The following is a 22,603-nucleotide window of genomic DNA, read 5'->3' as shown; positions in this document are numbered from 1 at the left end:
TGCTACGAGCACATGTGGCACTCAAAAAAGCCTCCCGCAAAAACGAGAGGCCCCCATCAATATATAATTTAAGTTGTTTCGATTAAGCCGTACTTGCCATCTTTACGTTTGTAAACAATGTTTGTACCGTTTGATTCAGCATCAGTGAAAATATAGAAATCATGTCCTAACATATTCATCTGTAACACCGCTTCTTCTTGATCCATCGGTTTTAAATCAAATTGTTTTGTACGTACAATAGAATACTCGTCATCCTCTGTTACTGTATCAGCTACAGCTTGTGTTGTAGCAAAATAAAGTCCTGCACCTTCACGCTCACGGAATTTACGGTTTACTTTCGTTTTATGTTTGCGAATTTGTCGTTCTAATTTATCGACAATTAAATCGATCGCAGCATACATATCGTTATGACGTTCTTCTGCACGAAGTGTTAAGTTTTTCATTGGAATTGTAACTTCCACTTTTGTTTGTTTGTCATTGTAAACCTTTAAATTTACGTTAGCATTGGCGTTAACATCTTCGTTAAAATAACGTTCAACTTTTTCGATTTTATTTTCAACATACTCTCGAATAGCTGGAGTTACCTCAATATTTTCACCGCGAATGTTAAAGTTTAACATGTAAACTCCTCCTTTATAACTGCTATACTATATATTTCTACACAAGTGTGTGAAATTCCTCTAAAATAATTCTTTTTTTCACAAGAAATTTTAAGAATTGATTTTTTTCATCTTAGCTTCAGCTGCCTCTTTTTTACTGCGGGCTTTTAGCTCATCAACAATCAAATCCTCAACAGCACCCTGATTATTGAAAAACACACCATATTGTTTCCCATTGCCATAAGGGCGGCTCCAAATAACCTCTCCGTATACACGAATTTCTCTTGTATCCAAAACAAAACGCAAATCAAGTGGTGCAGGACGTAAACCTAAATCGACCTCGGTAAACATCTTTAATCCCCTCGGACTAATATCTAACAAATCAGCGATTGCCGTTTGTGCATGATTCACTTTGCCATTTTCATATACCGCAAAAGTCATATTAACTGGCTCGTCAAATTTAAACCGGAAGCCTTCTTGACGTTTAAATTTCATTTTCCCCACCCCAATACTTTTCAAACATATCATTAGCTTGATTATGACATGAATGAATGATTTTCATCTAGAGGGAATTAGTAACATATTTGACCATTTAATGACCTAATTTATAACTAGATGGACTATTTCCCTTGTCGAATTTTGTATAAACGTAACAACTTGCAATTTCGCAATCTATTACAAAGAAAAGAGACCATCATCTTGCGATGGTCTCTAATTTTTTATTAAACTTGTGCATTATTCCCATTACCGAATTGTTGTTGTCGATTAATGCGAATTACTTCTTTCCATGTATCACGGAATTCCGTCACGAACCCTTCAACTTCTTCAATGATACTAACATCATTTTGGATATTTGCTTCTACTAAACGCCGATTCATATATTCATAGAGTGCTAACATATTTTTCGACACTTCAATGTCCATATTAAGTGTTGCCATTAGCTCACTAATAATCGCTTGTGCTTTTATTAAATTTGTATTTTTGTCTTGAATATTCTTATCTTGAATCGCAAGTTTAGCTTTACTTAAGAACTTTAAACACCCATTATAAAGCATTAATGTAAGCTCTCCAGGTGAAGCCGTTGTGACACTATTTTGCTTATACGCGTTTTGTGCTGTTAAATTTGCTGCCAAGAATGGACAACTCCTTTTAGATGTTACTTATTTACTATTTTAAACCATTTAACGAAGAAAAGCTAATCGGAAAATCTTAATTCTTTTTGTCATAATACATCCCATCCATAACACGAACATTTGAATATGGATTGAAATATTGCGCTTCACTTTTTTTCGTTTTTTGAAGGTTTGCCATATCTTGCTTTACTGCGCTCATTACAGCAGCCAATCGTTCTTTAATGCCATTATCTAATTTAAGTAAAGTAAGATGCACACGATCTTGTTCATTAAAATGAAAACCTTCTTGTTTTAAATCATTGATAAGTATACCACGCTTGTCCAACATATTATTAATCGTATCTACATAGTCATCACGATCTTCGCCATTAGGGATATCACCTAATAATTTATAGAGATTCGCAGATGTCTGCAATAGTTGATTTATTAGTTGCATACACTTCTCCTACCTTGCTTAGTTAAAACCTTGATCATCCTTGAGAGAACAAGCTTGATTGAGAATTCGCTTTATTGATTGCTTTTTCCATTGCTGTGAATTGTCTCCAATATCTACTTTCAATATCTTTTAGCTTATCTTGCCATGTAGAAATGCGCTTTTCAGTATCAATTATATTTTTACCTATAGTATACTGTTGATCTGTCAACGTAGCACGACCAGCTTTTTGCTCAATCGAAACTTTAAATTCATCCATTGTTCCACGTAGTCGCGCAAGATATCCACGTGTTTCAACAACTTTACCATCTACTATATCTTTTGCTTTTCCACCATCATTTTTAAAGATACGTGTTACTGCATCTGGATCTTCCTCTAACGCTTTACGCAATTTATCCTCATTAATTTCTAACGTACCACCATCGTTGTAACTTTTTGTTGATGTAATACCAATGCTAAATAATGAATTGAATTTTGAATCTTCGAGACCTGGCACTGATTCATAAACAAGTGAACGCATATTAGAAAGCCCATCACGAAGTAGTGAATCACTACGAAGCAATCCGCTTTTCGCTTTTTCTTCCCAAAGTTTAATTTCGCCTTCCTTCATATCTTTCTTCTGCTCTTCCGTAAGAGGAGCATAATCTCGATATTTTGCTTGTTTCGTTTGAGCATTCAAGTCTTTAATAAGTCCATTATATGTGTCTACAAATTCTCTAATTTTCTTCATTATGTCATCAACATTTGTCGTCGATGAAAGGGTAACTGCTGGAACAGTAACAGATGAAGGATCGTTAGGAATCGCATCGTTCGCAGCCTTCGCATCTTCTAATCCCTTTTGTGCCTTCTGAAGTTCATTATCTGCATTCGTTAAGTTCACTTGATGTGATTGTGCCTTAACTAATTCACTCAGGGTATTTGAATATACTTTTGTTTTGGCATCTACATCAACTAATGCAGTAAACTCATCATTTGATAGATTCTTTAAAAGATCTCTATCCTTATCAGATAGGTCTGGATTATCTAAAATATCCGTTAAAGAGGTTCCACTACTTATTGCAGATCGTGTAGTTTCTGATAATGCATTGTATACTGTGCCTGCAGTCTTAGTTACATCTGCTTTTGTTAATGCGTTTAGCTCATTTTTGCCATCCTCTGATAAAGCATTAAATTTATCCAACTGCTCTGTTGACAAATTAAGAGTAGTTAAATCTAAATCGGTTGCTGATAAATCCATTTCAGATAATGCAATACGTTGCTCTTTAGTTAATGAGTCAAAGAAGTTTTGAGCATCAGCATTTTGCAATTTCAATGCAATTTCAGTACCACTTGCTGTTTCTAACTGTGCTTTCGCGTTATCTACTGAAGTTTGGTTTGCAGAAATTACTTGTGTTAATTTTGCATTTACGGCATTTAGTTGATCCGAAAGATTTGTAATACCATTTAAATCTACACTATATTCCAGTGCAGCCTTATTGATTAAATCTTGTAACTTAGTTGTCGCTGTATTTACACTTTGCTGAGCAATATCTACAACACCTTGACTTGCTGCTTTGCCATTAAAAGTAGATTTTAATGTAATACTATAGCCATTGATGGTAAATGAATTGGAGTTACGCTCTGTTGCAATACCATTCACTTGAAAAATGGCATTTTTACCTGAATTTTTGATAGCACCGTTGCCACCTTCTAGTTTTAAATCACTGATATTAGTATTGGCGCCAGAACCATCAATACCTTTAATTTCAATGTCACCTTTACCAGTATTTTTTGCAGTAAATGAAAAATGACCATTTTCAAATACAGCTGAAACACCAGCATTACTTTCATTCACTTTTGATACAAAGTCATCCACCGACATATCTGATGTAATCGCAATCTGTATACCTTCTGGCTTTGATCCGTCAGCTTTAGGTGCTTTAAATTCAATAAATTTCGTATCGCTTCCAACTAAATCACTCATTTTTGTAGAATTAGTACCATTAATTTGTCCACTAGTAATACGAGCTGCCTCTGCTAGTTGCGAAACCCCTTCAATTGACAAGGTTCCTGTTGCCTTACCAGTAGCAACGACTGATACTAAATCTGAATTCGAACTACTTGCTGCTTTTGAATTTAAGTTTTTTAATACTAAGTTATCTGCAATGTACGTATCGAAAGTTTTTAATTTTGTATTAACATCCCGATAAGCATCACGTTGCCATTCGTATTTTTGTTTATTTTGTAAAAGTTTATTTAATGGTGCTTTCTCTGCTTTCATTAATTTTTCTACTAAAGCATCAATATCCATTCCTGATGCTAAACCGCCGACTCTCATTGCCATAAGTATTCCTCCATTTTATAAATCATCTTATATTTTTTCATCTATAATCATGCCAAATAGTTTTTGCATTTCATAAAAGGCATCTAATAGTCTCTTCGGTGGGATTTCTTTTATAACTTCATCCGTTTCACGGTCTACTACAGTTACATAATATCGGTCAAGCCCCTCGTGATATTTAAATTTTGCTGCGTTGTGATTGACCTCTAGCATCTGATTCATTTTATCAACTGCTTCTTGTAATTTTACTTTTGTATCATCATTATTATCTTGTATTTGTTCAACAACTGGTGCTGTATTATTTTCTATAGTGTCGCCTCCTTGTGACACTATTGCCTTGTCAATATCTTGAGTGTTTGTCGAAACTTGTTTGCTCGCAGTTATTGCACTTACATCTGCATTACTTGTAATACGCATTTTTCCATCCTCCTTGACTGTCTTACAAATATTATTAGTAATATCGGTCAAAAAAAAGGGAATTTCAGTTTTTTGAGAAACAATGTGGATATATAGAAAGAACATTTATTGTAAAGGTCCAAAACGCTAGTATTATAAAATATTTGAAGTAAATTAGGATAAAAAAGTATTTCAAAAGACCAACAAAAGAATAAAGTCAAAGAACCTCACTTCAAAGTAAAGAAACAAGTTTGATATTCTAAAAGCATTTAAAAAGTCGATTTATATCAAAATTAATGATATAAATCGACCTTGACATCAGAATGAAAGCTTTATTCCTTCACTAATATAATTCTCATTATTAGATATAAAATAAATAAGTATGTTTATTTATTAATACTCTTAGTATTTCTTAGCTTTGCTCAAATTTTCGCACTCTTTAAGTCTAAATTATATCTCAACGATACTCTTGCAAGAAAAGGATCTTCATCTTTAAATGGGGATAACCCACGTGCTTTTTCAAATTTTTCTACTTCAAAGCCTTCATTTATGAATTTTTCTAAAAATAAATTAGTATCTACATATCGTCTATAATGATTATTAAAGACTTTGTATAGTTTTTCATCTTCTTTCACACGAAATTCACTGACAAAGCTTGTAGGTACTTTCGAATTTACTTTTATAGCTGAAAGTAATATATCTTCTACACTCTCTGAAATCGAATGCAAGAAAAATCTTGTGTAAATTAATATATTTTTTTGACCTCTTAAAGCTTTCTCATTGACATAATATAATAAATTTTTCACCTCCTTCTCATCGCTTAAATTTTTACAGAAGAACTCGACGAAATTATTTTCTAGTGCTTTGTTTTTTGTAATAGCAGTTTCAGATCCATCTATAGCTATTACTTCAAAACATTTATTAGCTAAATAAAAACTGTCGGCCCCAGCCCCACAACCTAACTCTAATATTAAATATTCTTCTGCATTGTATTTACTTAAATAATCAGATTTGATAAATTCCGATGCATTTTTTAATTCTTTATTATTAAGATAAAAATTATTCCAATATCCCTCATTTTTATACATTTAAATACTCCATTATTCTATTATTATCGTTGTAATATAGCTGCTCTTTCTATTATATAATCTAAACATTTATTATCTTTATTTTCCATTATTTGTCCGCTATATCTATCAATAGCCCAAAAATCAAAGTGCTCTAAGTCTACACGGCAATTTCCATCCACATTATCAATGGTCTTAAAACGATATTCAACATCCTCTGTTTTTAAAGTTACTAAATATGGCTGGTTTGGATGAATCGTTTCTGTTATTACATATTTCCGTCCTTCTCCATCAAAATCTTTAAGTACTTTCCCTTCATTTCCATCATTCCCAATACCTAATATTTGCAATAAAGTAGGGAAGATATCAACTATACTACAGAGTTCATTACTTGTTTTCTGAGGTACATTTTTACCTACAGCCATAAATGGAATGTTTGTTCGATACTCATGTAACAAGAACTCTTCTTCCGAAAAGTATGTTTGTCCATGATCTGAAAATAACATCAATACTATCTCATCTAGTCTGTAATTTGTATTTAAATAATTATAGAGCATTGATAAATGCAGATCTAAACGCTTCATTTCTTGAATATAGCGTTCAATTTTATTTTCATCATATTTTGATTGAACAGATGTAACTCCCTTTTTTTTCTCTTGGAAGTATTGGGAATGAGTATTAGCTTGACTCATAAAGTTATCATTGATTTCATCTGCAACATCATGTAAATCTGTTAAACTTATCCATAAGTATTGTGAAGCATTTTTAAATGTTTCGATATGTTCAATAGCCTCACTTAACACTTCACCTGCAGCAAATCCACCTAAGAAGTTTTGATATACTAATCGATCCATTCCTTCAGAATAGCCATATGTAGGTGTCATACGCCAATTATTATTAAATTGTCCTGTGATATATCCGTTTTCTCTTATATCTTCAAAGAAAATACGATTATATTTTGTAAAGTCGAAAAAGTTCGTAGGGTGATGCCTAGCATGGTTTAAAGTAGTTTTTCCTGTTAATAAACTTGATACTGATGGATATGTCCAATCCCCCGTTGTATAACAGTTAGTATTAATAAAACCTTTCTTAAAGTATTCAGCTGTACGAGGCATATACTCTTCCATATGTTCTTTCAAAAAAGCACCCGATAAACCATCAATAAAAATATTAATTGCTAATTTAACTTTTTGTGGCTCATTTTCTAATGAAAGTACGTTTCCTACAAAAATAGGGGTATCAGTAACTATTTTATATTGTCCTGGCTCATCAAAACGTAAATAATGATAATGATTTTTATCTAAAGTTCCAATATTATACTTGAATTGATTTGTTGGAGTATTAACAATAACTTTTGAAACTCCATCGATAAAGCTAATTGGCACAATAGAGGGTTTCTCTATTTTAAATACCTGCTCTTTAGTAGATTGCCCTTTAAATAGCTCTGTTTTAAAGAAAAATCGACTAGTTTCATCAATATTTTCAATCGTATTAAAAGTACGGTATAGATTTACTAATTCACCATTATCTACTTTACGAATTATACTATCATTATTTCGAGTAAGGGGGAATATTCTATCATCAAATTCATTTATTATAAGTTGAGCATTATGTGCAACTTTTTGTAATTCGCTTTTACTATTTTTTATATCTAGCTCTAGTACCTGTAAAAGATCGTTTATTTTAGTCAATGCCTCATCTTTATCTTCCTTATTACTAGCTAATTTTACTGCTCTAGCATAAGTTAATATTGCATCATTATATTGCTCTTTAGCTGCAAAGAGTGTTGCTAAATTAAAATGGATTTCAAAGGAATTGCTAAATTTTTGTAAACTCTCTTGCAAAACCTCAATTCCTTTATTAATTTCTCCTTTACAATAATTATAATTTGCTCTTGCTATATAATAAAATTCATTTTTTATAGGGTAGCTTTTTAACAATTTCTTCAAGTTTTCATAATCATTTTGATTAAAAGCTAATTCTATTCTTTTTTTTAATTGCTTAACTTCTTTTATCATTTTTTCTCCTTTTCAATCAGTTTATGGAAGTTTTTTTATAAAATTTTCGCAAATAATAAAATCATCCAAGCTATCTATATCGTAAGATTTACTAATGGGCATCTCATAAGCTTTTGTTTCATTTGTAATAAATGATTTCGCTGCTTTAATTTTTTCTATATCTCCAAGATAGATAGACCCATTTAATATAAAAACTTTTGGTATATCTTGTCTTCTAGTAATTAATTTATCTTGTTTAATCAATGGAACTAAATAATCATCTTCTCTTTTATACATCCAATAAGGTGATTGCGAAGCTTCTGAGACCGACACACATAACTTGGCATTTTCTCTCATTGTATATTCAATACACTGGTCTATATCCTCGACTGTGCGTAAAGGAGAAGTCGGTTGGAGAATCATAACAAAATCATAACCTGGACAATGTTCAATTGCATGAAGAACTGTTTCTATTCCTGGAGTATCGTCCTGAGCAAGTTCTTTTGGACGTTTAAAAGGAACATCACACCCGTACTCTTTTGCAACTTCAATAATTTCATCATCATCAGATGATAATACTAATCGATTAATATATTTTGATTTTTTTGCTTCTTCGATGGTCCACGCAATTAAGGGCTTTCCAGCAAGGTTCCGGATATTTTTACGCGGAACACCTTTTGATCCCCCACGCGCAGGGATAATTGCTAAAATTTTTAAATTCACTTTAAAACTCCTTCAATTCATCATTTGCTCTATTGTAATCATCCATTTGGCCTATATCTAACCAATATTCATGAATAGGGAAAGCTAATGTTTTCTTTCCCTGTTCTATTAATTGTTCAAATAAAGCTGGCATATCATAAAATTGATTCTCTGGAATATAATCAAAAACCTCTGGATCTAATACATAAATACCTGCATTGATAAAGCTTCGATGAATTGGCTTTTCTTTAATCATTTTTAAATCAGCACCACTCGTTTCAATAACTCCGTATGGAATTTGAAACTCATACTCTCTTACACACATTGTTCCAATAGAGTTATGCTCATTATGGAATTGCATTAATTGGTCAAAATTAATTTGTGTTAGCAAATCTCCATTCATCACAAAAAATGGTTTCGTCGGTCTATTTTTTAATAAGGAAAGCGCTCCTGCAGTTCCCATTTTTTTGTCTTCCTCAATATATTCAATCGTTACATCAAAAGCTTCTCCATTTTGAAAATAGTCTTGGATAATCTCTTTTTTGTAATTTACAGAAAAAATAAAATTAGTATAGCCATATTGCTTAAAACCTTCTATTATTGTTTCTAAAATTGGTTTATTTCCAACTCTAAGCATTGGTTTTGGTGTATCGTTCGTTAATGGTCGCAACCTTGTACCTAACCCACCGAGCATTAACACAACCGTATTTTTATTTAATGAAGTTTCAATATTATCAGCAAATAGTATATTAATTATTTTATTATTATCATCCACAATAGGTAATTGCTTAAGCATTTTCGATTTCATTAGTTGCTTATATTTGTGATAATTTTGACCGCTTCTTGCACTTATTGGATTTGAGTTCATAATGGATGTAATTGTTACATCAAGACCCTCACCTCGCAAAATACCCCGGCGAATATCTCCATCTGTGACAGTCCCAAGCAAATGTTGTTCTTCATCTACAACTACTGCAAATTGCAAAGAAGAATCATCAATAATTTTCATTGTATCTAGTAAAGTATGATTTTGATTAACTAGTGTTTTTTGCCATTGTTTCATATAGTTACACTTCCTTAGCAGGTACGCCAACTGCTTTTATGCCATTTGCAAAATTACTAACCACAACAGCCCCTGCACCAATTAAACAATTTGATCCTATATGAATGCCTTGGATAATTGTTGCACCTGTTCCGACATGTGTTCCTTTTTCTATATGGACACTGCCTGATATTTTTGTGCCTGGCGCAATATGTATATGGGAACCTATTTGACAATCATGATCAATCAGCGCACCAGTGTTTATAATACTATTATCGGCAACTGTTGTATTCGTTTGAATAATAGTACCAGCCATTATTTGAACACCTTGACCTAATTGAACGGAAGGGGCAATAATGGCTGAAGGATGGATGACAGATTTAAAATGATACGTTTTTTGCGTAAATATATTGAAGATTTTTTCTCGTAATGGGGACGGTTTAATTGTCCCTATAGCAAGTACTAGTTCAATGTCAGATGGATTATATTCTTCTATTACCTCATCAGATCCTAAATAAGTTAAACCAAAAGCATTTTCTTCTAAAGTGGGTGCAGTAAATCCGATAATTGTTTCCTTCTGTGCTAATAAAATTTCAGTTAGTACCGAGGCATGTCCACCATTCCCAATCATAATAATCGGCTTATTCATCAATTAGCTCATCCTCTTCATATGATTTTGAGGCAATTTCACCGATAAGAGACCAGTATTTAGAAGGTTGCATACCATCTCCAGGTCTTTTTACAGTTAAATTGCTAACAGAGAATTTTTCACCTGCTTGTATCATTTGTTTAGCAACTATGCTTTTCCGTGCTGGAATCCGATTTTGAAGTTCTATAGATGTTGGACTTTTTATGCCATTTCCTAATGCCTGCTCTACTTCTCTAATTCCTTTTATCATGGACTTAAGTTCATCAGGATTTAAAGATGCCACATGATCTGGTCCTTCTAACGTTTTATCTAACGTAAAATGTTTCTCTATTACCGTTGCACCCATACCTATTGCTACTAGTGGAATATGGATTCCTTCTGAATGGTCTGATAAACCAATCGGTAATTGAAAGATTCTTTCCATTTCAATCATAGATTTTAAATTAATAGAATCCACTGGCGCTGGATACTGCGTTGTACAATGTAACAATGTTAAATATTTTTTTAACGCTTCTTTAGCTTCTTGAGAAGCATAAAAATCGTTGACGCGCTCTATCGTAACAGGTTCCTTCGATTTCACTAAACCATAAGCTATAAATGCTAATGCCTCATGAATTTCCTCAATAGTTGCCATTCCAGTAGATAAAATTATTGGTTTTTGTTTTGTCGCTATATAATGAATAAATGGTGCGTTCGTTAATTCGCCTGAAGGAATTTTAGCTGTGGCAATTGCAATTTCATCTAGTAAAAAATCGACACTTTCAAAGTCAAAAGGTGTCGATAGAAATTCTATTTGCTTTGATTGACAAAATGATTGCAATTCAATAAATTCATCATAAGTTAATTCTAGTTTTTTCAACATCGCAAATTGAGAAGAAGCCTCACCTAAATTTTCAACTTGATATGCTGCTTGCTGTGCTTTCTTTGTAACTAGATTTTCAGCTTTAAAGGTTTGAAATTTTACCGCGTCTGCCCCTGCTTTTTTTGCAACCATCACAAGCTCTTTTGCCATTTCTAATGACCCATTATGATTGACACCTGCTTCAGCAATGATATATGTTTTATTTTTCATAGATCATAAAACCCCTTTTGAATAGAAAATGAAGGCAAACTACGTAATACTGATATTATTTTTTCAGATACTATTCCATCGCCAAATATATGTTCATACTTATCGCTAAACGTTCTTGCCTTTTCAATGGAAATAAGTATATTTTCAGCATCCAAATTTGTATCAAATACTGAATTGGGATGCTCACGCCCTTCCTGACGACTTCCACAATTAACAGTAGGTGTTTCTAAATAAGGTACTTCAATTAATCCACTTGAAGAATTCCCAATGACAACATCAGCATGCTTCACTGTACTTAAATACTTTAACTGACCGAGTGAATCAAATATTTTGGCATTGCTATGTTTTAAAGTAAATTGTTGAATTGCCTCATTAATAAACCTTCCACCATTATCAGCATTGGATTTCGTAAACACTAAATTAATATCAGGGTAATTTTCTAGTGTCTTTAACAATTCGTATACTCCATTATTATGACCATTCGTTTCAGGATGATAGGTTATTAAAAACATAGGTCGTTGCTCATCTAGTTGCAGTGTTTGAAATAGTTCCTGACGTGTCAGTAGAGTTAAATTCACAATATTTTCTATACCCATAGCTCCAACATTAAAGACACGTTCCGGAGATTCACCTAATTGAATAACACGTTTTCTATGGGATTCTGTACTTGTAAAATGCCATGTTGCCATTTTTGTAATAGAATGACGAATAGCATCATCATACGCACCAAACGTACACTCACCTCCATGTATATGAGCAATAGGAATTCGCATAATAAGCGCAGTTTGAGCGACCGCTAACATTTCAAATCGATCACCTAAAATGATGAGTAAATCTGGTTGTAAACGATTAAATGCGTCTGCAAAACTAATTGTAGCAAGTCCCATTGATTTCACAATGCTGGTTGGAGAATCAGCAGATAAAAGAATTTCTATCTTTTCATTGATAAAAAAGCCATCATTTTCTATTTCTTTATAAGTGCTTCCAAACTCTGGAGATAAATGCATGCCTGTAACAACCATTTGTAAATCAAATTCTTGATCTTCTCGAAGTTTTTTTGCAAGATTTGATAGTAGACCGTACTCCGCTCTAGTACCAGTTACAATACAAATTTTACGTTTCATCATTATCCCTCACTTTTGGGTGTGCTAGGAATATTAACAACACTTTTATTTAACTGTTCTGTTACACGTAAGTCTGATTTCGGACAGTTTTGATAGATTGCTAAGTGGTGCATCGGTGTCCAAATAGGTCGACTCATGACACCTTGCTCATTTAAAAACGCCAACACCTCATCTCGATTAAACTGCTCATCGAGTAGAATAGTTTGTAGCCAATAATTACTTCTAGTATTTGCAGGCTCTTCAAATAATTGGACACCCTCTATATCAGCTAACCATTGCTCATAGTGCTTTGTTAACTCACGTTTTTGTTGGATAAATAAGGGCATTTTTTCTAATTGCGCACAGCCTAACGCTGCGTTTATATTCGGCATACGGTAATTAAATCCGATTTCATCGTGCTCATATGCCCAACGATGTGGTATTTTAGCAGTTGTTGTTAAATGTTTTGCATAGTCAGCTAGTGCATCGTCATCTGTCACAATTGCACCGCCACCGCCAGTTGTCATTATTTTATTGCCGTTAAAGCTCAATGCGCTAACTTTTCCGAAGCTACCTGTATGTTTTCCTTTATAATAAGTACCCAATGATTCTGCTGCATCTTCAACAAGCGTCACATTATACATATCACATACTTTAAGTAAACCTTCTATATCAACCGCATGACCGAATGTGTGCATTGGTACAAGCGCAGAAATACGTCTTCCTGTTTCTCTATTATAAAGCTGATTGTTTTGTAGTTTTCCAATTTGTTCTAAGTAGATTTTTAATTTATCTGCATCAACACCTAATGTATTAATGGAAACATCTATAAAATGGGGAACTGCACCTAAATATGACACAGCATTGGCTGTTGCAATAAACGTAAGTGAAGGCATTAACACTTCATCTTCCGCTTTTACACCTGCAACCTTTAATGCAATATGCAGCGCAGCCGTACCATTTACTACAGCAACGGCACGTTTAACACCGACAAATTTCGCCAAATCTTCCTCAAACCGATTTACATAGGCTCCAACTGAGGAAACCCAACCTGTTTTAACACAATCCGTGACATATTCAACTTCTCTGTCATTAAATGTAGGCTCATGTAACGGCACAAAATCTTTTCCGTAAAATTGCTTTACATTATCTGTGAATTCCAACCATTGAGTATTCATATATTATAAACATCTGCCTTATATTGAGATAAATTTTTAGGATTTGTAAACCATTCTATCGTTTCTTCAAGACCTCTACGGAAGCCTTCTTTGCCACCATATTGTGGCTCCCAACCAAGTAGTTCCTTTGCCTTTTTGTTCTCAGCCCAAAGACGTTCGACTTCACTTTTTTCAGGACGTAAACGTTGTTCATCCGTTTCAATCGTTAAATCTACACCCATAATATCTGCAATCATTTGTGCAGTTTCACCAATAGAAACCTCATAATTTGATCCGATATTAATGACTTCACCGATTGAACTAGTAGCATTCATAACAGATATAAAACCGTTAACGGTATCCTTTACATAGTTAAAATCGCGTGTAGGGCTTACAGCTCCAAGCTTAATATTTGTTTTGCCACTTGCTAGCTGACTAATGATTGTCGGTATAACGGCTCGAGCAGATTGGCGTGGTCCATATGTATTAAACGGACGAATAATTGACACAGGTGTATCAAATGAGCGATAAAATGACAAAGCCATTTGATCAGCACCTATTTTTGAAGCAGAATAAGGTGATTGTCCTTGTAATGGATGTTCTTCATCAATTGGTACATACAACGCTGTTCCATATACTTCACTTGTAGAAGTGTGAACTACCTTTTCTACACATAATTCTTTCGCAGCTTGTACAACATTTAAAGTCCCTGTCACATTGGTATCAACATAAGTTGCTGGAGAATGATAGGAATATGGAATTGCAATTAAAGCTGCTAAATTAAGGACATGCGTGCACCCCTTCATCGCTTCTTTTACACCATAAGGATCACGAATATCTCCTGAAAATACATCTAATGATGATTTGATTTCCGCCGAAGACTGATCTAACCAGCCCCATGAATTAAATGAATTATAATAAACAAATGCACGAACATCATAACCTTGTCGTACTAATGTTTCTGTTAAATGGGAGCCTATGAAGCCATCTGCTCCAGTTACTAAAATCTTCTTTTTCATTTAAATACCTCTTTATAAGTTATTGAATTTTTTAGTTGCCCAAAAATGTCTTGCACCTGGATAAGTGTTACATACATAGCTCTTAAGTATGGAGTATAAACTTCGATAAATTTATCAATCTTTTTACGGGGTACTTTTTCATAATTCACTTCATATGATCGAGCAACTAGCTCTTTATATTGAGCACGTGTAATGGGTGCAATTACTCTTAAGAAAAATACGGATTGTTCTACCTTAGAAAAATTATTATCAAATTGTACAAATAGATTTTCACTTTTTGAAATAATACCCTTTTCAAAAGAGTTCACTATTTCAGCATGAATTTTTAATAGCTTTTCAAATGTACTATACAGCACATCAAAACTATTTTCTAATTCAGAATACCTCTCTTTTACTTCATCGATTTTATAACCTGTTTTACCTGAAAAAATATCATTTGCTACAACATCAGTCTTTGTCAGAATTGTTTCCATAACATCTGATAGAGTAATATATTCAGTATTATTAATATGGGCTCCGCCAAATGTTGTATTTATTACTTTCGATGGGTAGTAAGCGATTATCCCTTCCATAGCTTCTTTCATTTGCATAAAACCATTTGTAGTTAGCATTGTATTCCCTAACACGTCTGATGTTTCTATATAGCTACTACTGTCTGTAGTATCAACCGATTGAGTAGCATATTCTATGCCACTAGAATAAACCATTCTATTGACAAGTCCTAAATTTTGTCCCACTAAAATTATATGTCGTACGTCCATTTGACATAGTATATTTAAAGTAACTGCTGCTACGGATGGTGCATCTGCTACTATGTTTGATTGTTCACTTGATACGATATTTGTGGAAATCGAATCTTGATTCATAAAAAAGTGTACTTTCGGTCCAGGATAATTTTGTAACACTTCATAACCAATACTACTTCCGAAGATTAGTGGTATAGGCAATTGAAGTTCTTTAATTTTTTGCACTACATTTGCATTTTTTTCAGTGGGATCATAGCTAAATAAAGCATCTGGCATAATTTCATTTGCAATTAATGTATTTACAGCAGATCCAACAGCAAATATATAAGCAGATCTGTCTTTTTTTATCTTCTTTAAATTTTCAATTTCTAAATCTAAAGATGGACCTGCAGACACTAAAATAACAGATGCACCCTTTAAATAGCTTACTGCTTTAGTATGTAAAAATAAATTTGGTGTTTGTACTACCTCAGCTAAATTCAAAATGGAGTTTTGTGTCCATCTCATTTGAAAAGTAACATCTGTCAACAAATTAAATTTTTTATCATTTAATTGATCTTTAATATAAAAGATTACTTGTTCAATTTTTTCTTTATCCATCCGAAGAGCTGTTGGGAATATAGCCATTGTAGAACTTTTTATAACTAGACGTAATAGTTTTTCTATATTAACAATATCTTCAAGAGAATGAAAAACATTTATTAAATTTTTTTCTTTGATTTCAGATAAATCAAAGAAATTTAAAAATGCATGGAGAACTTGTAAATTAGGCTCAAAAATAGAAAATTGCATATTTGGATATTTCCTCAATATCCCCTTAATATGATACCCAAGTCCCACGCCTATTAGCAAAACATGATTTACATTATTTAACTCATTAATTGACTCAATAAACTTTTCTGCTTCGTCTATTGGATTATATCGACTATGGTAGCTAATCATCTTCTCATTTTGATTAATTACTAACGTTGGTTCGCCTGATTTTGATGGAATAATTTTATAATGCGGTTCAACACTCGATACAGATGTATAAGTTTTACTAAATCGTTTTTTCAATATTTTAATATTATTTGCTAACATAATGCCCTCCAAAGATGCTATTTTTTTTCAAATGTCCATTCAGAACAACTTACAAAGAGTGGTAAAATTTCATATTCAAATATATCTGCAACTAATGTAATATCCTCTTGTTCAATTGCTTCATTTACCTGAAGAAAAATCTCTGTTGCTTCTGTAATACGGCTATTTATCTTATAGCTTTCACTCATCAAGGCTTGCTCAATTTTAATTAATGCTTCTATACCTTCAGAAAAATTAAAAATATCTGCAAAAGCAGCTTCTAAATCGTTTGAACGTAATTTTAATACAATACTGTTTATACCTGGAGCAATTCTTTGAGTATATTCATAATATAAATCTTTCAGTTCTTTAATATTCATTTTTTTCATCCTTTATATAATTTATTCATTATCCCACTATTTTATATCGACAAATTAAAGAGCAAATTTATAAATTCAATTTAAAAACGCTCATATTAGCTATTAATAAAAATGAAGCCGAAAGCCGAAAGAAAACTTTCGACCCCGACTTCATAAATCATTAATTTAGATTATTAATTTACATCAATTAACCTAATAATTGAAGAACGCCTTGAGGCTGTTGGTTAGCTTGAGCTAACATTGATTGTGCAGCTTGCATTAAGATGTTATTCTTCGTGAATTCCATCATTTCTTTCGCCATATCTGTATCTCGGATACGAGATTCAGCAGCTGTTAAGTTTTCTGAAGCAGCACCTAAATTGTTAATTGTGTGCTCTAAACGGTTTTGAACTGCACCTAATTTTGAACGTTGTTCTGATACTGATTTGATTGCTGTGTCAATTGTTGTAATTGTTCCAGCAGCTTGCTCACGTGTTGATACTTCAACGCCATTAACATTAAATTTGCTAATATCGTTAGCACCTGTACCACCACTTAAAGTACCTGATAATCCTAAATCTGTGGCAGTAAATGTAAGTGTTTTATCGCCTACTGCGATAGATGCATTACCTGCACCATCAACTGAACCAACCTCAGTTTTATCTTTATAAATTTTAGAGCCTACGATTTCATAGCTACCTGCCGCTAATTCTTTAGCACCACCAGCTAAATCAGTTTTTAATGTTGCAGCGCCATCTTTTTTAACTGTAATAACAGAACCATTAGCTACTGATGTTTTTGCAGCTGTAAACTCATATGATTCAGTAGTATTACCATTAATATGGATTTTTTGACCGCTTACTTTACCTACTTTATTGCTGTTAGCATCGAATACGCTACCGCCTGAAACTTTGTAGCTACCCTCTTTTAATGCTCCACCACCAGCAGCTGCAACATCAGCTTGAACAGTAGAAGTTGCTGATAAACCTAATGCAGAAGCATCCATACGATTGATGCCCATTTCCATTGTTTGGCCTTCATTAGCACCAATTTGGAAAGTACCATTGAAACCACCATCTAATAGTTTTTGCGTATTAAATTCAGTTGTGTTAGCAATACGATCGATTTCTTTTGTTAATTGCTCAATTTCTTGTTGTAACGCTTCACGGTCAGTGTTAACGTTTGTGTCGTTCGCAGATTGTACAGATAATTCACGCATACGTTGTAAAATTGAGTGTGTTTCGTTAAGAGCACCCTCAGCTGTTTGAATTAAAGAGATTGAGTCTTGAGAGTTTTTAGTTGCCATGTCAAGACCACGGATTTGTCCGCGCATTTTTTCAGAGATTGCTAAACCTGCAGCGTCATCGCCAGCACGGTTGATTTTGTAACCTGAAGATAATTTCTCAAGGTTTTTAGAAGCTTGAGTGTTGTTTGCACCTAAGTTACGGTGTGCGTTTAATGCTGAAATGTTGTGTTGAATTCTCATTTGGAATTCCTCCTTGAATGTTTGTTTTGGTCATTCCACGTCCGTGTGGAATGTTGTCGGCTTAGGTCGTATTTTGTACTTGCTATGCCTTACACTATCTATATCGTATCGAGTTTTGAATGTTTAATAGTTTATTGAAAATTTTTTTATATTTATTTAAGGCTGTGATAAATTTGTGAACGAAGCGACTACCGTTGGATTGGTAAAAATTAAAAGCACCTAACTGCTAGATGCCTATCTAACAATTAGGTGCTTAAAAGTTGTTGATATTAATATTTTCTATTTCTTTTTCAGTTGCTCAAGGAAGTTTGGTGTTACGACTAACGCCTCTTTGTTTTGCGCTTGAATGGCACCGAATACTTCAGCCCGGTGTACAATAACTGACTTTGGTGCGACGATGCCAATCTTTACTTGTTCGCCTTCGACAGCAAGAATTTTAATTTCTATTTGGTCGCCAATCATAATCGATTGGTCTTTTTTTCGTGAAAGCACTAGCATTATTTTGCACTTCCTTCCATTGTCTGCAACGGGTAGCGCAATGGATAAGCCTTATTATCTTGCAAAACAATTTGCTTGCCACATTTTTTTTGGCCGTTGATAATTACTGGTGCTAGCAGGTTAAGTGTGGAGTCTTGGAAATTTTCCTTGACTGTAACAATTGAATAGGCAAGAACATCCTCTTCTTTTTCAATTTGTAGCTCCTCACGATCTTCTTGGCTAATTTCAAAGCTATAATCCTTTTTAAAGGCAAACGGATAGGCTAAGATAAATCCGATTTCTACGTGTTTTAATGACTGTAAAAGTGCCATTGGTGTATCAGTATCTATAGGTAGTAACACAAATTGTTTTTCATCTTCTAAGCCAAGTAAGCCTTGCTCAAAGGTAAGAATATCTTGTTCTGCAATTTCTACTTCACCTAAAAATTTTGTATTAAGTTTCATCTATTATTTGCGCCCCTTATCCAATAACATCGATTTCTACATCTGGTCTTTGTACCATTGTACCAGTTACTTTTCCAGGTGTGTATTCATAGATTGGTTTGTTAACCTTTACGTCAATAATTGGCTCTCTACGTTCAATATTAATGTCAGTTGTCCCTGGTGTATAGTCAATTTTCACAGACCCGATAGATGGCACAAACTTGATATTATAGGGTCCTGGTCGATGTGGTCCTGTATTTTGCTTTGCAATATTTTGGATTGTCGATCGCCCTTGTCCTTTTCCAGCGGATATCATCATTTGTCTTCCTTCTTGAGCGCGTCGTGCAGCACCACTTAAGGCTGCTTGTTTGCCTTCCTGTGCAGCATTTTTGGTCGCTTCAATAGGTCCAATCAACCCCAAATCACGTCTTGCTTGTGATGAATCGATTTCTAATTTACCTCTCGTCGTATTGATTTCTAAAATGGCTGCAGGTTGTTCAATCGTTTGCGTAGCCCTCGGTTGTTCTATAGACTGTTGTGGTTTGCTAATTTGAAGGTCTAACTTGGCATCTGTTGTACGAATTTGAATTTGCGGGAGTCTCATGATTATCTCTCCTTTAAGAAAAGCGTCTGGATCAAATTGTCCAAACGCTTTTTATAAATTAATTAGTAGCTAATGCAATACTATTGATTCTGTTACAACGCTTTTTCAGAGTCATATAAATTTTCTTATCTAATAAAATCTACTAATGTTTGTTGAATTATTTTAGCCCCTACGGATAATGCAGCTTGGTGAATTGATTCTGAAGTTACCATTTCTGTAATAGCTTTTGAATAGTCTACATCTTCATTAATAGACATCTGTTTCGTCACACCTAATTCACGAATAGATAAACGATTTTCCATTAATTCAACTCGGTTTTGTCGAGCACCCACTTCAGCTTGAGCTTCCAATATTTTGTTGTGTATATTCGTAATATCATCCGACTTACTATCCGTTTTAAATCCACCTAAAGCTTCACTTATTTCCGACCCTGTTGCTGGACCCGGCAATCTTGCAGGATCTAAAAGATTAGAAATTTTACCCATTAAAGCATCCACATTCCCAAACAAGTCTGCCCCATTAGTATTTACCTTTAGTTGAATTCCATTATATACTTCGATTTGCACATTACCATCTGGAGCATTGAGTTTATCAGCTGAGGCTGACGGGACAGCCGTACCATCGTAAAGCGTATAATCAGCATTAATTATTTTAGTGCCGTCTGCATTAGGTGGAGTCGCATCTGAAAATAAAGGTTTCCCTGTATTTGTTCCACTAAATATATATCGATCTCCAATTTTTGTATTAGCCACATCTTGAAGTTGTTGTCGAATTTGATCGATTTCAGTTTTAATTTTCGCTCGTTCATCTGGTGTATTTGTATCATTAGCCGCTTGAATTACGAGCTCACGCACTCGCTTCATCTGTTCACCTACTTGATTTAGTGATTCGTCAGATGAATCTAGCCAGTTGTTCACTTCATTCATATTACGTGAATATTGTTCAACTTCACCCAAATCCCGTCGATAACCCATCCCTTTTACTGCTATAACCGGGTCGTCTGATGGTCTCGTTATTTTTGATCCAGAGTTAAGTTGGTCTTGTAGCTTCGACATTTTTCCGTAACTATTATTTAAGTTCAGAAGCATGTTATTCGATAACATAGATTGTGTTACGCGCATGTTTGTAAAAGCTCCTTCCTTTTTGTAAAACTCAATTTAGTTTAGATTCCTACACGGCCCATGCCGTTAATAATTTTGTCTAATGTTTCATCGATAACGGTAATCATACGTGCATTGGCGTTATATGCCTGTTGGAATGTAATCATATTCGTCATTTCTTCATCAAGCGATACTGAAGTGATTGAAGCACGATTATTGCCGATTGTGACAAGAAGTGTTTGAGAAGTTTTGTTTAAACGCCCTGCTTCTTCTCCATCGACACCAAGCTTCCCAATAATTCCTTGATAGAATGACTTAAATGTTGCGCCGTCTAAATTCGCTTGAACCTTTGACTGGATATTCGACAGTTCAAGTGCCCATTTACCGTTTCCTTCTTCGTTTGCCCCTTTAGATGCAGCCAACTTTGAAGAATCTTTCAAAAGCGCATCATTTACTTTAATATTGCCTGCTGACAATGGTTTTGTATTATCTATAGGTTCAAAGAAATCGATTGTACTTTGAGCACCAGTGAAATCGAATCCTTGCTTATGCATTGCATTAAAGACATTGGCAAATTCGGAAGCAAGTTTGTCGATTCTTACCATTGTTTCAGGGTAATAGCCTTTAGGACCTGTTGCACTTTCATAACCGTATGAATCAATTACAGATAATAATTTGCCTTTCCCCGGCTCAAGCTGGTCATATGTAATCGTGCCTGAATCTGCTTTTCCTGTGCCGTTTACTTTAATGCTTGTAAAAAGATTCGCTAAATTTGTGCCATCAATTTGTGTAGTGCCACTGTTGACTTCAATATTCGCAGCATCTTTACCATTAACTAGTTTTATTTCTGTATTTGTGCCATATGGCTTGAATGTAATTGTTACGCTACCCTCTGCTACACTAGATGCAAGTCCTCCTGAAGGAACGCGTTCAACTGAAACTGGGATGTAACTATTTAATTCATCGATTAACACATCGCGTGCATCATATAAATCATTTGGTACATGACCATTCGGCTCAACCTCTTGCACTTGCTTATTAATAGAAGCAATTTGCTTTAGTAATGAATTAATGCGGTCTGTCGAAACACTAATTTCGTTACCTAAGTTGCCTTGAATCGTCTTTAGTTGCGTATCCATATAATTAAATGATTGTGCTAAATGATTAGCACGCTCAATCGCCACTGTACGTGATGAGGCATTTTCTGGCGTAGCACTTACATCTTGCAAACCTTTCCAAAACTGTTCCAATGCTGCGTTTAAACCAAATTTAGATGGTTCATCCATAATATCTTCCATTTGAGAAATTGCACTTGAGCGTGATTCCCAATACCCTAGCTTGTTCGTTTCTTGACGGAATTGTCGATCGATAAACTCATGGCGAATGCGTTGAATGGAACCAGCTTCTACCCCTGTTCCCATATGCCCAGGATAATTTGGTGTATTTAAACCCGCTGTTGGAAATCCTGGTGTAGCTTGCATGTTTACTCGTTGACGTGAGTAGCCAAGTGTATTGGCATTCGAAATATTATGACCTGTTGTATATAGAGCCGATTGCTGTGTAAATAAACCGCTTCTACTTGTTTCTAAGCCCATAAATGTTGAGCGCATTCTTGTTCCTCCCCTTAATCACGTTTTAAT

General features: G+C 34.1%; 23 protein-coding genes. All 23 read right to left on the bottom strand.

From position 1 onward, the window contains the following. Positions 1 to 68: 68 nt before the first annotated feature. Entirely contained in the window at positions 69 to 620 is a 552-nt protein-coding gene (gene hpf / locus C9J37_RS11985) for a ribosome hibernation-promoting factor, HPF/YfiA family (protein ID WP_025218652.1), read from the bottom strand. 90 nt (positions 621 to 710) lie between these two features. Continuing rightward, entirely contained in the window at positions 711 to 1,094 is a 384-nt protein-coding gene (locus C9J37_RS11980) for a PilZ domain-containing protein (RefSeq protein WP_107895536.1), read from the bottom strand. 227 nt (positions 1,095 to 1,321) lie between these two features. Further along, positions 1,322 to 1,732: a flagellar export chaperone FliS gene (gene fliS, locus C9J37_RS11975; protein ID WP_107895535.1), complete on the bottom strand. Its 411-nt coding sequence runs from the start codon at positions 1,730 to 1,732 to the stop codon at positions 1,322 to 1,324. A gap of 76 nt (positions 1,733 to 1,808) precedes the next feature. After that, entirely contained in the window at positions 1,809 to 2,168 is a 360-nt protein-coding gene (locus C9J37_RS11970; protein ID WP_107895534.1) for a flagellar protein FliT, read from the bottom strand. A gap of 34 nt (positions 2,169 to 2,202) precedes the next feature. Continuing rightward, complete coding sequence (fliD, locus tag C9J37_RS11965) at positions 2,203 to 4,488, bottom strand: flagellar filament capping protein FliD (RefSeq protein ID WP_107895533.1); 2,286 nt, start codon at positions 4,486 to 4,488, stop codon at positions 2,203 to 2,205. Positions 4,489 to 4,515: 27 nt separating this feature from the next. Beyond that, the gene (locus tag C9J37_RS11960) at positions 4,516 to 4,902 is read right to left on the bottom strand and encodes a flagellar protein FlaG (RefSeq protein WP_107895532.1); all 387 of its coding nucleotides are present in this window, start codon (positions 4,900 to 4,902) and stop codon (positions 4,516 to 4,518) included. Positions 4,903 to 5,303: 401 nt separating this feature from the next. Continuing rightward, positions 5,304 to 5,969: a class I SAM-dependent methyltransferase gene (locus tag C9J37_RS11955; protein WP_107895531.1), complete on the bottom strand. Its 666-nt coding sequence runs from the start codon at positions 5,967 to 5,969 to the stop codon at positions 5,304 to 5,306. 23 nt (positions 5,970 to 5,992) lie between these two features. Then, positions 5,993 to 7,966 (bottom strand): sulfatase-like hydrolase/transferase, encoded by a 1,974-nt coding sequence (locus tag C9J37_RS11950; RefSeq protein WP_107895530.1) that lies wholly within the window; start codon positions 7,964 to 7,966, stop codon positions 5,993 to 5,995. Between the two features lie 21 nt (positions 7,967 to 7,987). Continuing rightward, positions 7,988 to 8,668, bottom strand: coding sequence for an acylneuraminate cytidylyltransferase family protein (locus C9J37_RS11945; protein WP_107895529.1), 681 nt, complete (start codon positions 8,666 to 8,668; stop codon positions 7,988 to 7,990). Position 8,669: 1 nt separating this feature from the next. Then, positions 8,670 to 9,710: a nucleotidyltransferase family protein gene (locus C9J37_RS11940; RefSeq protein ID WP_107895528.1), complete on the bottom strand. Its 1,041-nt coding sequence runs from the start codon at positions 9,708 to 9,710 to the stop codon at positions 8,670 to 8,672. Positions 9,711 to 9,714: 4 nt separating this feature from the next. After that, entirely contained in the window at positions 9,715 to 10,338 is a 624-nt protein-coding gene (locus C9J37_RS11935) for an acetyltransferase (RefSeq protein WP_107895527.1), read from the bottom strand. Further along, positions 10,331 to 11,410: an N-acetylneuraminate synthase gene (neuB, locus tag C9J37_RS11930; protein WP_107895526.1), complete on the bottom strand. Its 1,080-nt coding sequence runs from the start codon at positions 11,408 to 11,410 to the stop codon at positions 10,331 to 10,333. The genes C9J37_RS11935 and neuB overlap by 8 nt, the downstream gene beginning before the upstream one ends. Beyond that, positions 11,407 to 12,534 carry a UDP-N-acetylglucosamine 2-epimerase gene (gene neuC / locus C9J37_RS11925; protein ID WP_107895525.1) on the bottom strand — a complete coding sequence of 376 codons (1,128 nt, stop codon included), beginning with the start codon at positions 12,532 to 12,534 and terminating at the stop codon, positions 11,407 to 11,409. Before neuC ends, neuB begins: the two co-directional genes overlap by 4 nt. A gap of 2 nt (positions 12,535 to 12,536) precedes the next feature. After that, a complete protein-coding gene (locus C9J37_RS11920) occupies positions 12,537 to 13,691 on the bottom strand; it encodes a LegC family aminotransferase (protein ID WP_107895524.1) in 1,155 nt (384 codons plus the stop codon). Continuing rightward, entirely contained in the window at positions 13,688 to 14,689 is a 1,002-nt protein-coding gene (locus tag C9J37_RS11915; protein WP_107895523.1) for an NAD-dependent 4,6-dehydratase LegB, read from the bottom strand. The genes C9J37_RS11920 and C9J37_RS11915 overlap by 4 nt, the downstream gene beginning before the upstream one ends. Next, positions 14,686 to 16,515, bottom strand: coding sequence for a motility associated factor glycosyltransferase family protein (locus C9J37_RS11910; RefSeq protein ID WP_107895522.1), 1,830 nt, complete (start codon positions 16,513 to 16,515; stop codon positions 14,686 to 14,688). Before C9J37_RS11910 ends, C9J37_RS11915 begins: the two co-directional genes overlap by 4 nt. A gap of 17 nt (positions 16,516 to 16,532) precedes the next feature. Continuing rightward, entirely contained in the window at positions 16,533 to 16,874 is a 342-nt protein-coding gene (locus tag C9J37_RS11905; protein WP_107895521.1) for a DUF8042 domain-containing protein, read from the bottom strand. Positions 16,875 to 17,061: 187 nt separating this feature from the next. Beyond that, positions 17,062 to 18,339: a flagellin N-terminal helical domain-containing protein gene (locus C9J37_RS11900; protein WP_107895520.1), complete on the bottom strand. Its 1,278-nt coding sequence runs from the start codon at positions 18,337 to 18,339 to the stop codon at positions 17,062 to 17,064. Between the two features lie 279 nt (positions 18,340 to 18,618). Then, positions 18,619 to 18,837, bottom strand: a complete 219-nt coding sequence (gene csrA / locus C9J37_RS11895) for a carbon storage regulator CsrA (protein ID WP_107895519.1) — start codon at positions 18,835 to 18,837, stop codon at positions 18,619 to 18,621. Next, positions 18,837 to 19,280, bottom strand: a complete 444-nt coding sequence (gene fliW / locus C9J37_RS11890; RefSeq protein ID WP_107895518.1) for a flagellar assembly protein FliW — start codon at positions 19,278 to 19,280, stop codon at positions 18,837 to 18,839. The genes csrA and fliW overlap by 1 nt, the downstream gene beginning before the upstream one ends. 16 nt (positions 19,281 to 19,296) lie before the next feature. Next, positions 19,297 to 19,863: a DUF6470 family protein gene (locus tag C9J37_RS11885; protein ID WP_107895517.1), complete on the bottom strand. Its 567-nt coding sequence runs from the start codon at positions 19,861 to 19,863 to the stop codon at positions 19,297 to 19,299. Between the two features lie 125 nt (positions 19,864 to 19,988). After that, positions 19,989 to 20,984: a flagellar hook-associated protein FlgL gene (gene flgL / locus C9J37_RS11880; protein WP_107895516.1), complete on the bottom strand. Its 996-nt coding sequence runs from the start codon at positions 20,982 to 20,984 to the stop codon at positions 19,989 to 19,991. A 41-nt stretch (positions 20,985 to 21,025) separates the two neighbouring features. After that, positions 21,026 to 22,573, bottom strand: a complete 1,548-nt coding sequence (gene flgK / locus C9J37_RS11875) for a flagellar hook-associated protein FlgK (RefSeq protein WP_107895515.1) — start codon at positions 22,571 to 22,573, stop codon at positions 21,026 to 21,028. Positions 22,574 to 22,603: the final 30 nt, after the last annotated feature.

Source organism: Lysinibacillus mangiferihumi (genome assembly GCF_003049665.1).
In the GTDB taxonomy this organism is placed as follows: domain Bacteria; phylum Bacillota; class Bacilli; order Bacillales_A; family Planococcaceae; genus Lysinibacillus; species Lysinibacillus mangiferihumi.
The sequence above is the reverse complement of the archived record's forward strand: the minus strand, read 5'-3'. Positions and strand labels throughout refer to the sequence as shown.

Excerpts from the sequence above, each read along its gene's own strand:
- hpf (WP_025218652.1), bottom strand. The coding sequence starts at position 620 with ATGTTAAACTTTAACATTCGCGGTGAAAATATTGAGGTAACTCCAGCT.
- C9J37_RS11980 (WP_107895536.1), bottom strand. The coding sequence starts at position 1,094 with ATGAAATTTAAACGTCAAGAAGGCTTCCGGTTTAAATTTGACGAGCCA.
- C9J37_RS11970 (WP_107895534.1), bottom strand. The coding sequence starts at position 2,168 with ATGCAACTAATAAATCAACTATTGCAGACATCTGCGAATCTCTATAAA.
- fliD (WP_107895533.1), bottom strand. The coding sequence starts at position 4,488 with ATGGCAATGAGAGTCGGCGGTTTAGCATCAGGAATGGATATTGATGCT.
- C9J37_RS11960 (WP_107895532.1), bottom strand. The coding sequence starts at position 4,902 with ATGCGTATTACAAGTAATGCAGATGTAAGTGCAATAACTGCGAGCAAA.
- C9J37_RS11955 (WP_107895531.1), bottom strand. The coding sequence starts at position 5,969 with ATGTATAAAAATGAGGGATATTGGAATAATTTTTATCTTAATAATAAA.
- C9J37_RS11950 (WP_107895530.1), bottom strand. The coding sequence starts at position 7,966 with ATGATAAAAGAAGTTAAGCAATTAAAAAAAAGAATAGAATTAGCTTTT.
- C9J37_RS11940 (WP_107895528.1), bottom strand. The coding sequence starts at position 9,710 with ATGAAACAATGGCAAAAAACACTAGTTAATCAAAATCATACTTTACTA.
- C9J37_RS11935 (WP_107895527.1), bottom strand. The coding sequence starts at position 10,338 with ATGAATAAGCCGATTATTATGATTGGGAATGGTGGACATGCCTCGGTA.
- neuB (WP_107895526.1), bottom strand. The coding sequence starts at position 11,410 with ATGAAAAATAAAACATATATCATTGCTGAAGCAGGTGTCAATCATAAT.
- neuC (WP_107895525.1), bottom strand. The coding sequence starts at position 12,534 with ATGAAACGTAAAATTTGTATTGTAACTGGTACTAGAGCGGAGTACGGT.
- C9J37_RS11920 (WP_107895524.1), bottom strand. The coding sequence starts at position 13,691 with ATGAATACTCAATGGTTGGAATTCACAGATAATGTAAAGCAATTTTAC.
- C9J37_RS11915 (WP_107895523.1), bottom strand. The coding sequence starts at position 14,689 with ATGAAAAAGAAGATTTTAGTAACTGGAGCAGATGGCTTCATAGGCTCC.
- C9J37_RS11910 (WP_107895522.1), bottom strand. The coding sequence starts at position 16,515 with ATGTTAGCAAATAATATTAAAATATTGAAAAAACGATTTAGTAAAACT.
- C9J37_RS11905 (WP_107895521.1), bottom strand. The coding sequence starts at position 16,874 with ATGAATATTAAAGAACTGAAAGATTTATATTATGAATATACTCAAAGA.
- C9J37_RS11900 (WP_107895520.1), bottom strand. The coding sequence starts at position 18,339 with ATGAGAATTCAACACAACATTTCAGCATTAAACGCACACCGTAACTTA.
- csrA (WP_107895519.1), bottom strand. The coding sequence starts at position 18,837 with ATGCTAGTGCTTTCACGAAAAAAAGACCAATCGATTATGATTGGCGAC.
- fliW (WP_107895518.1), bottom strand. The coding sequence starts at position 19,280 with ATGAAACTTAATACAAAATTTTTAGGTGAAGTAGAAATTGCAGAACAA.
- C9J37_RS11885 (WP_107895517.1), bottom strand. The coding sequence starts at position 19,863 with ATGAGACTCCCGCAAATTCAAATTCGTACAACAGATGCCAAGTTAGAC.
- flgL (WP_107895516.1), bottom strand. The coding sequence starts at position 20,984 with ATGCGCGTAACACAATCTATGTTATCGAATAACATGCTTCTGAACTTA.
- flgK (WP_107895515.1), bottom strand. The coding sequence starts at position 22,573 with ATGCGCTCAACATTTATGGGCTTAGAAACAAGTAGAAGCGGTTTATTT.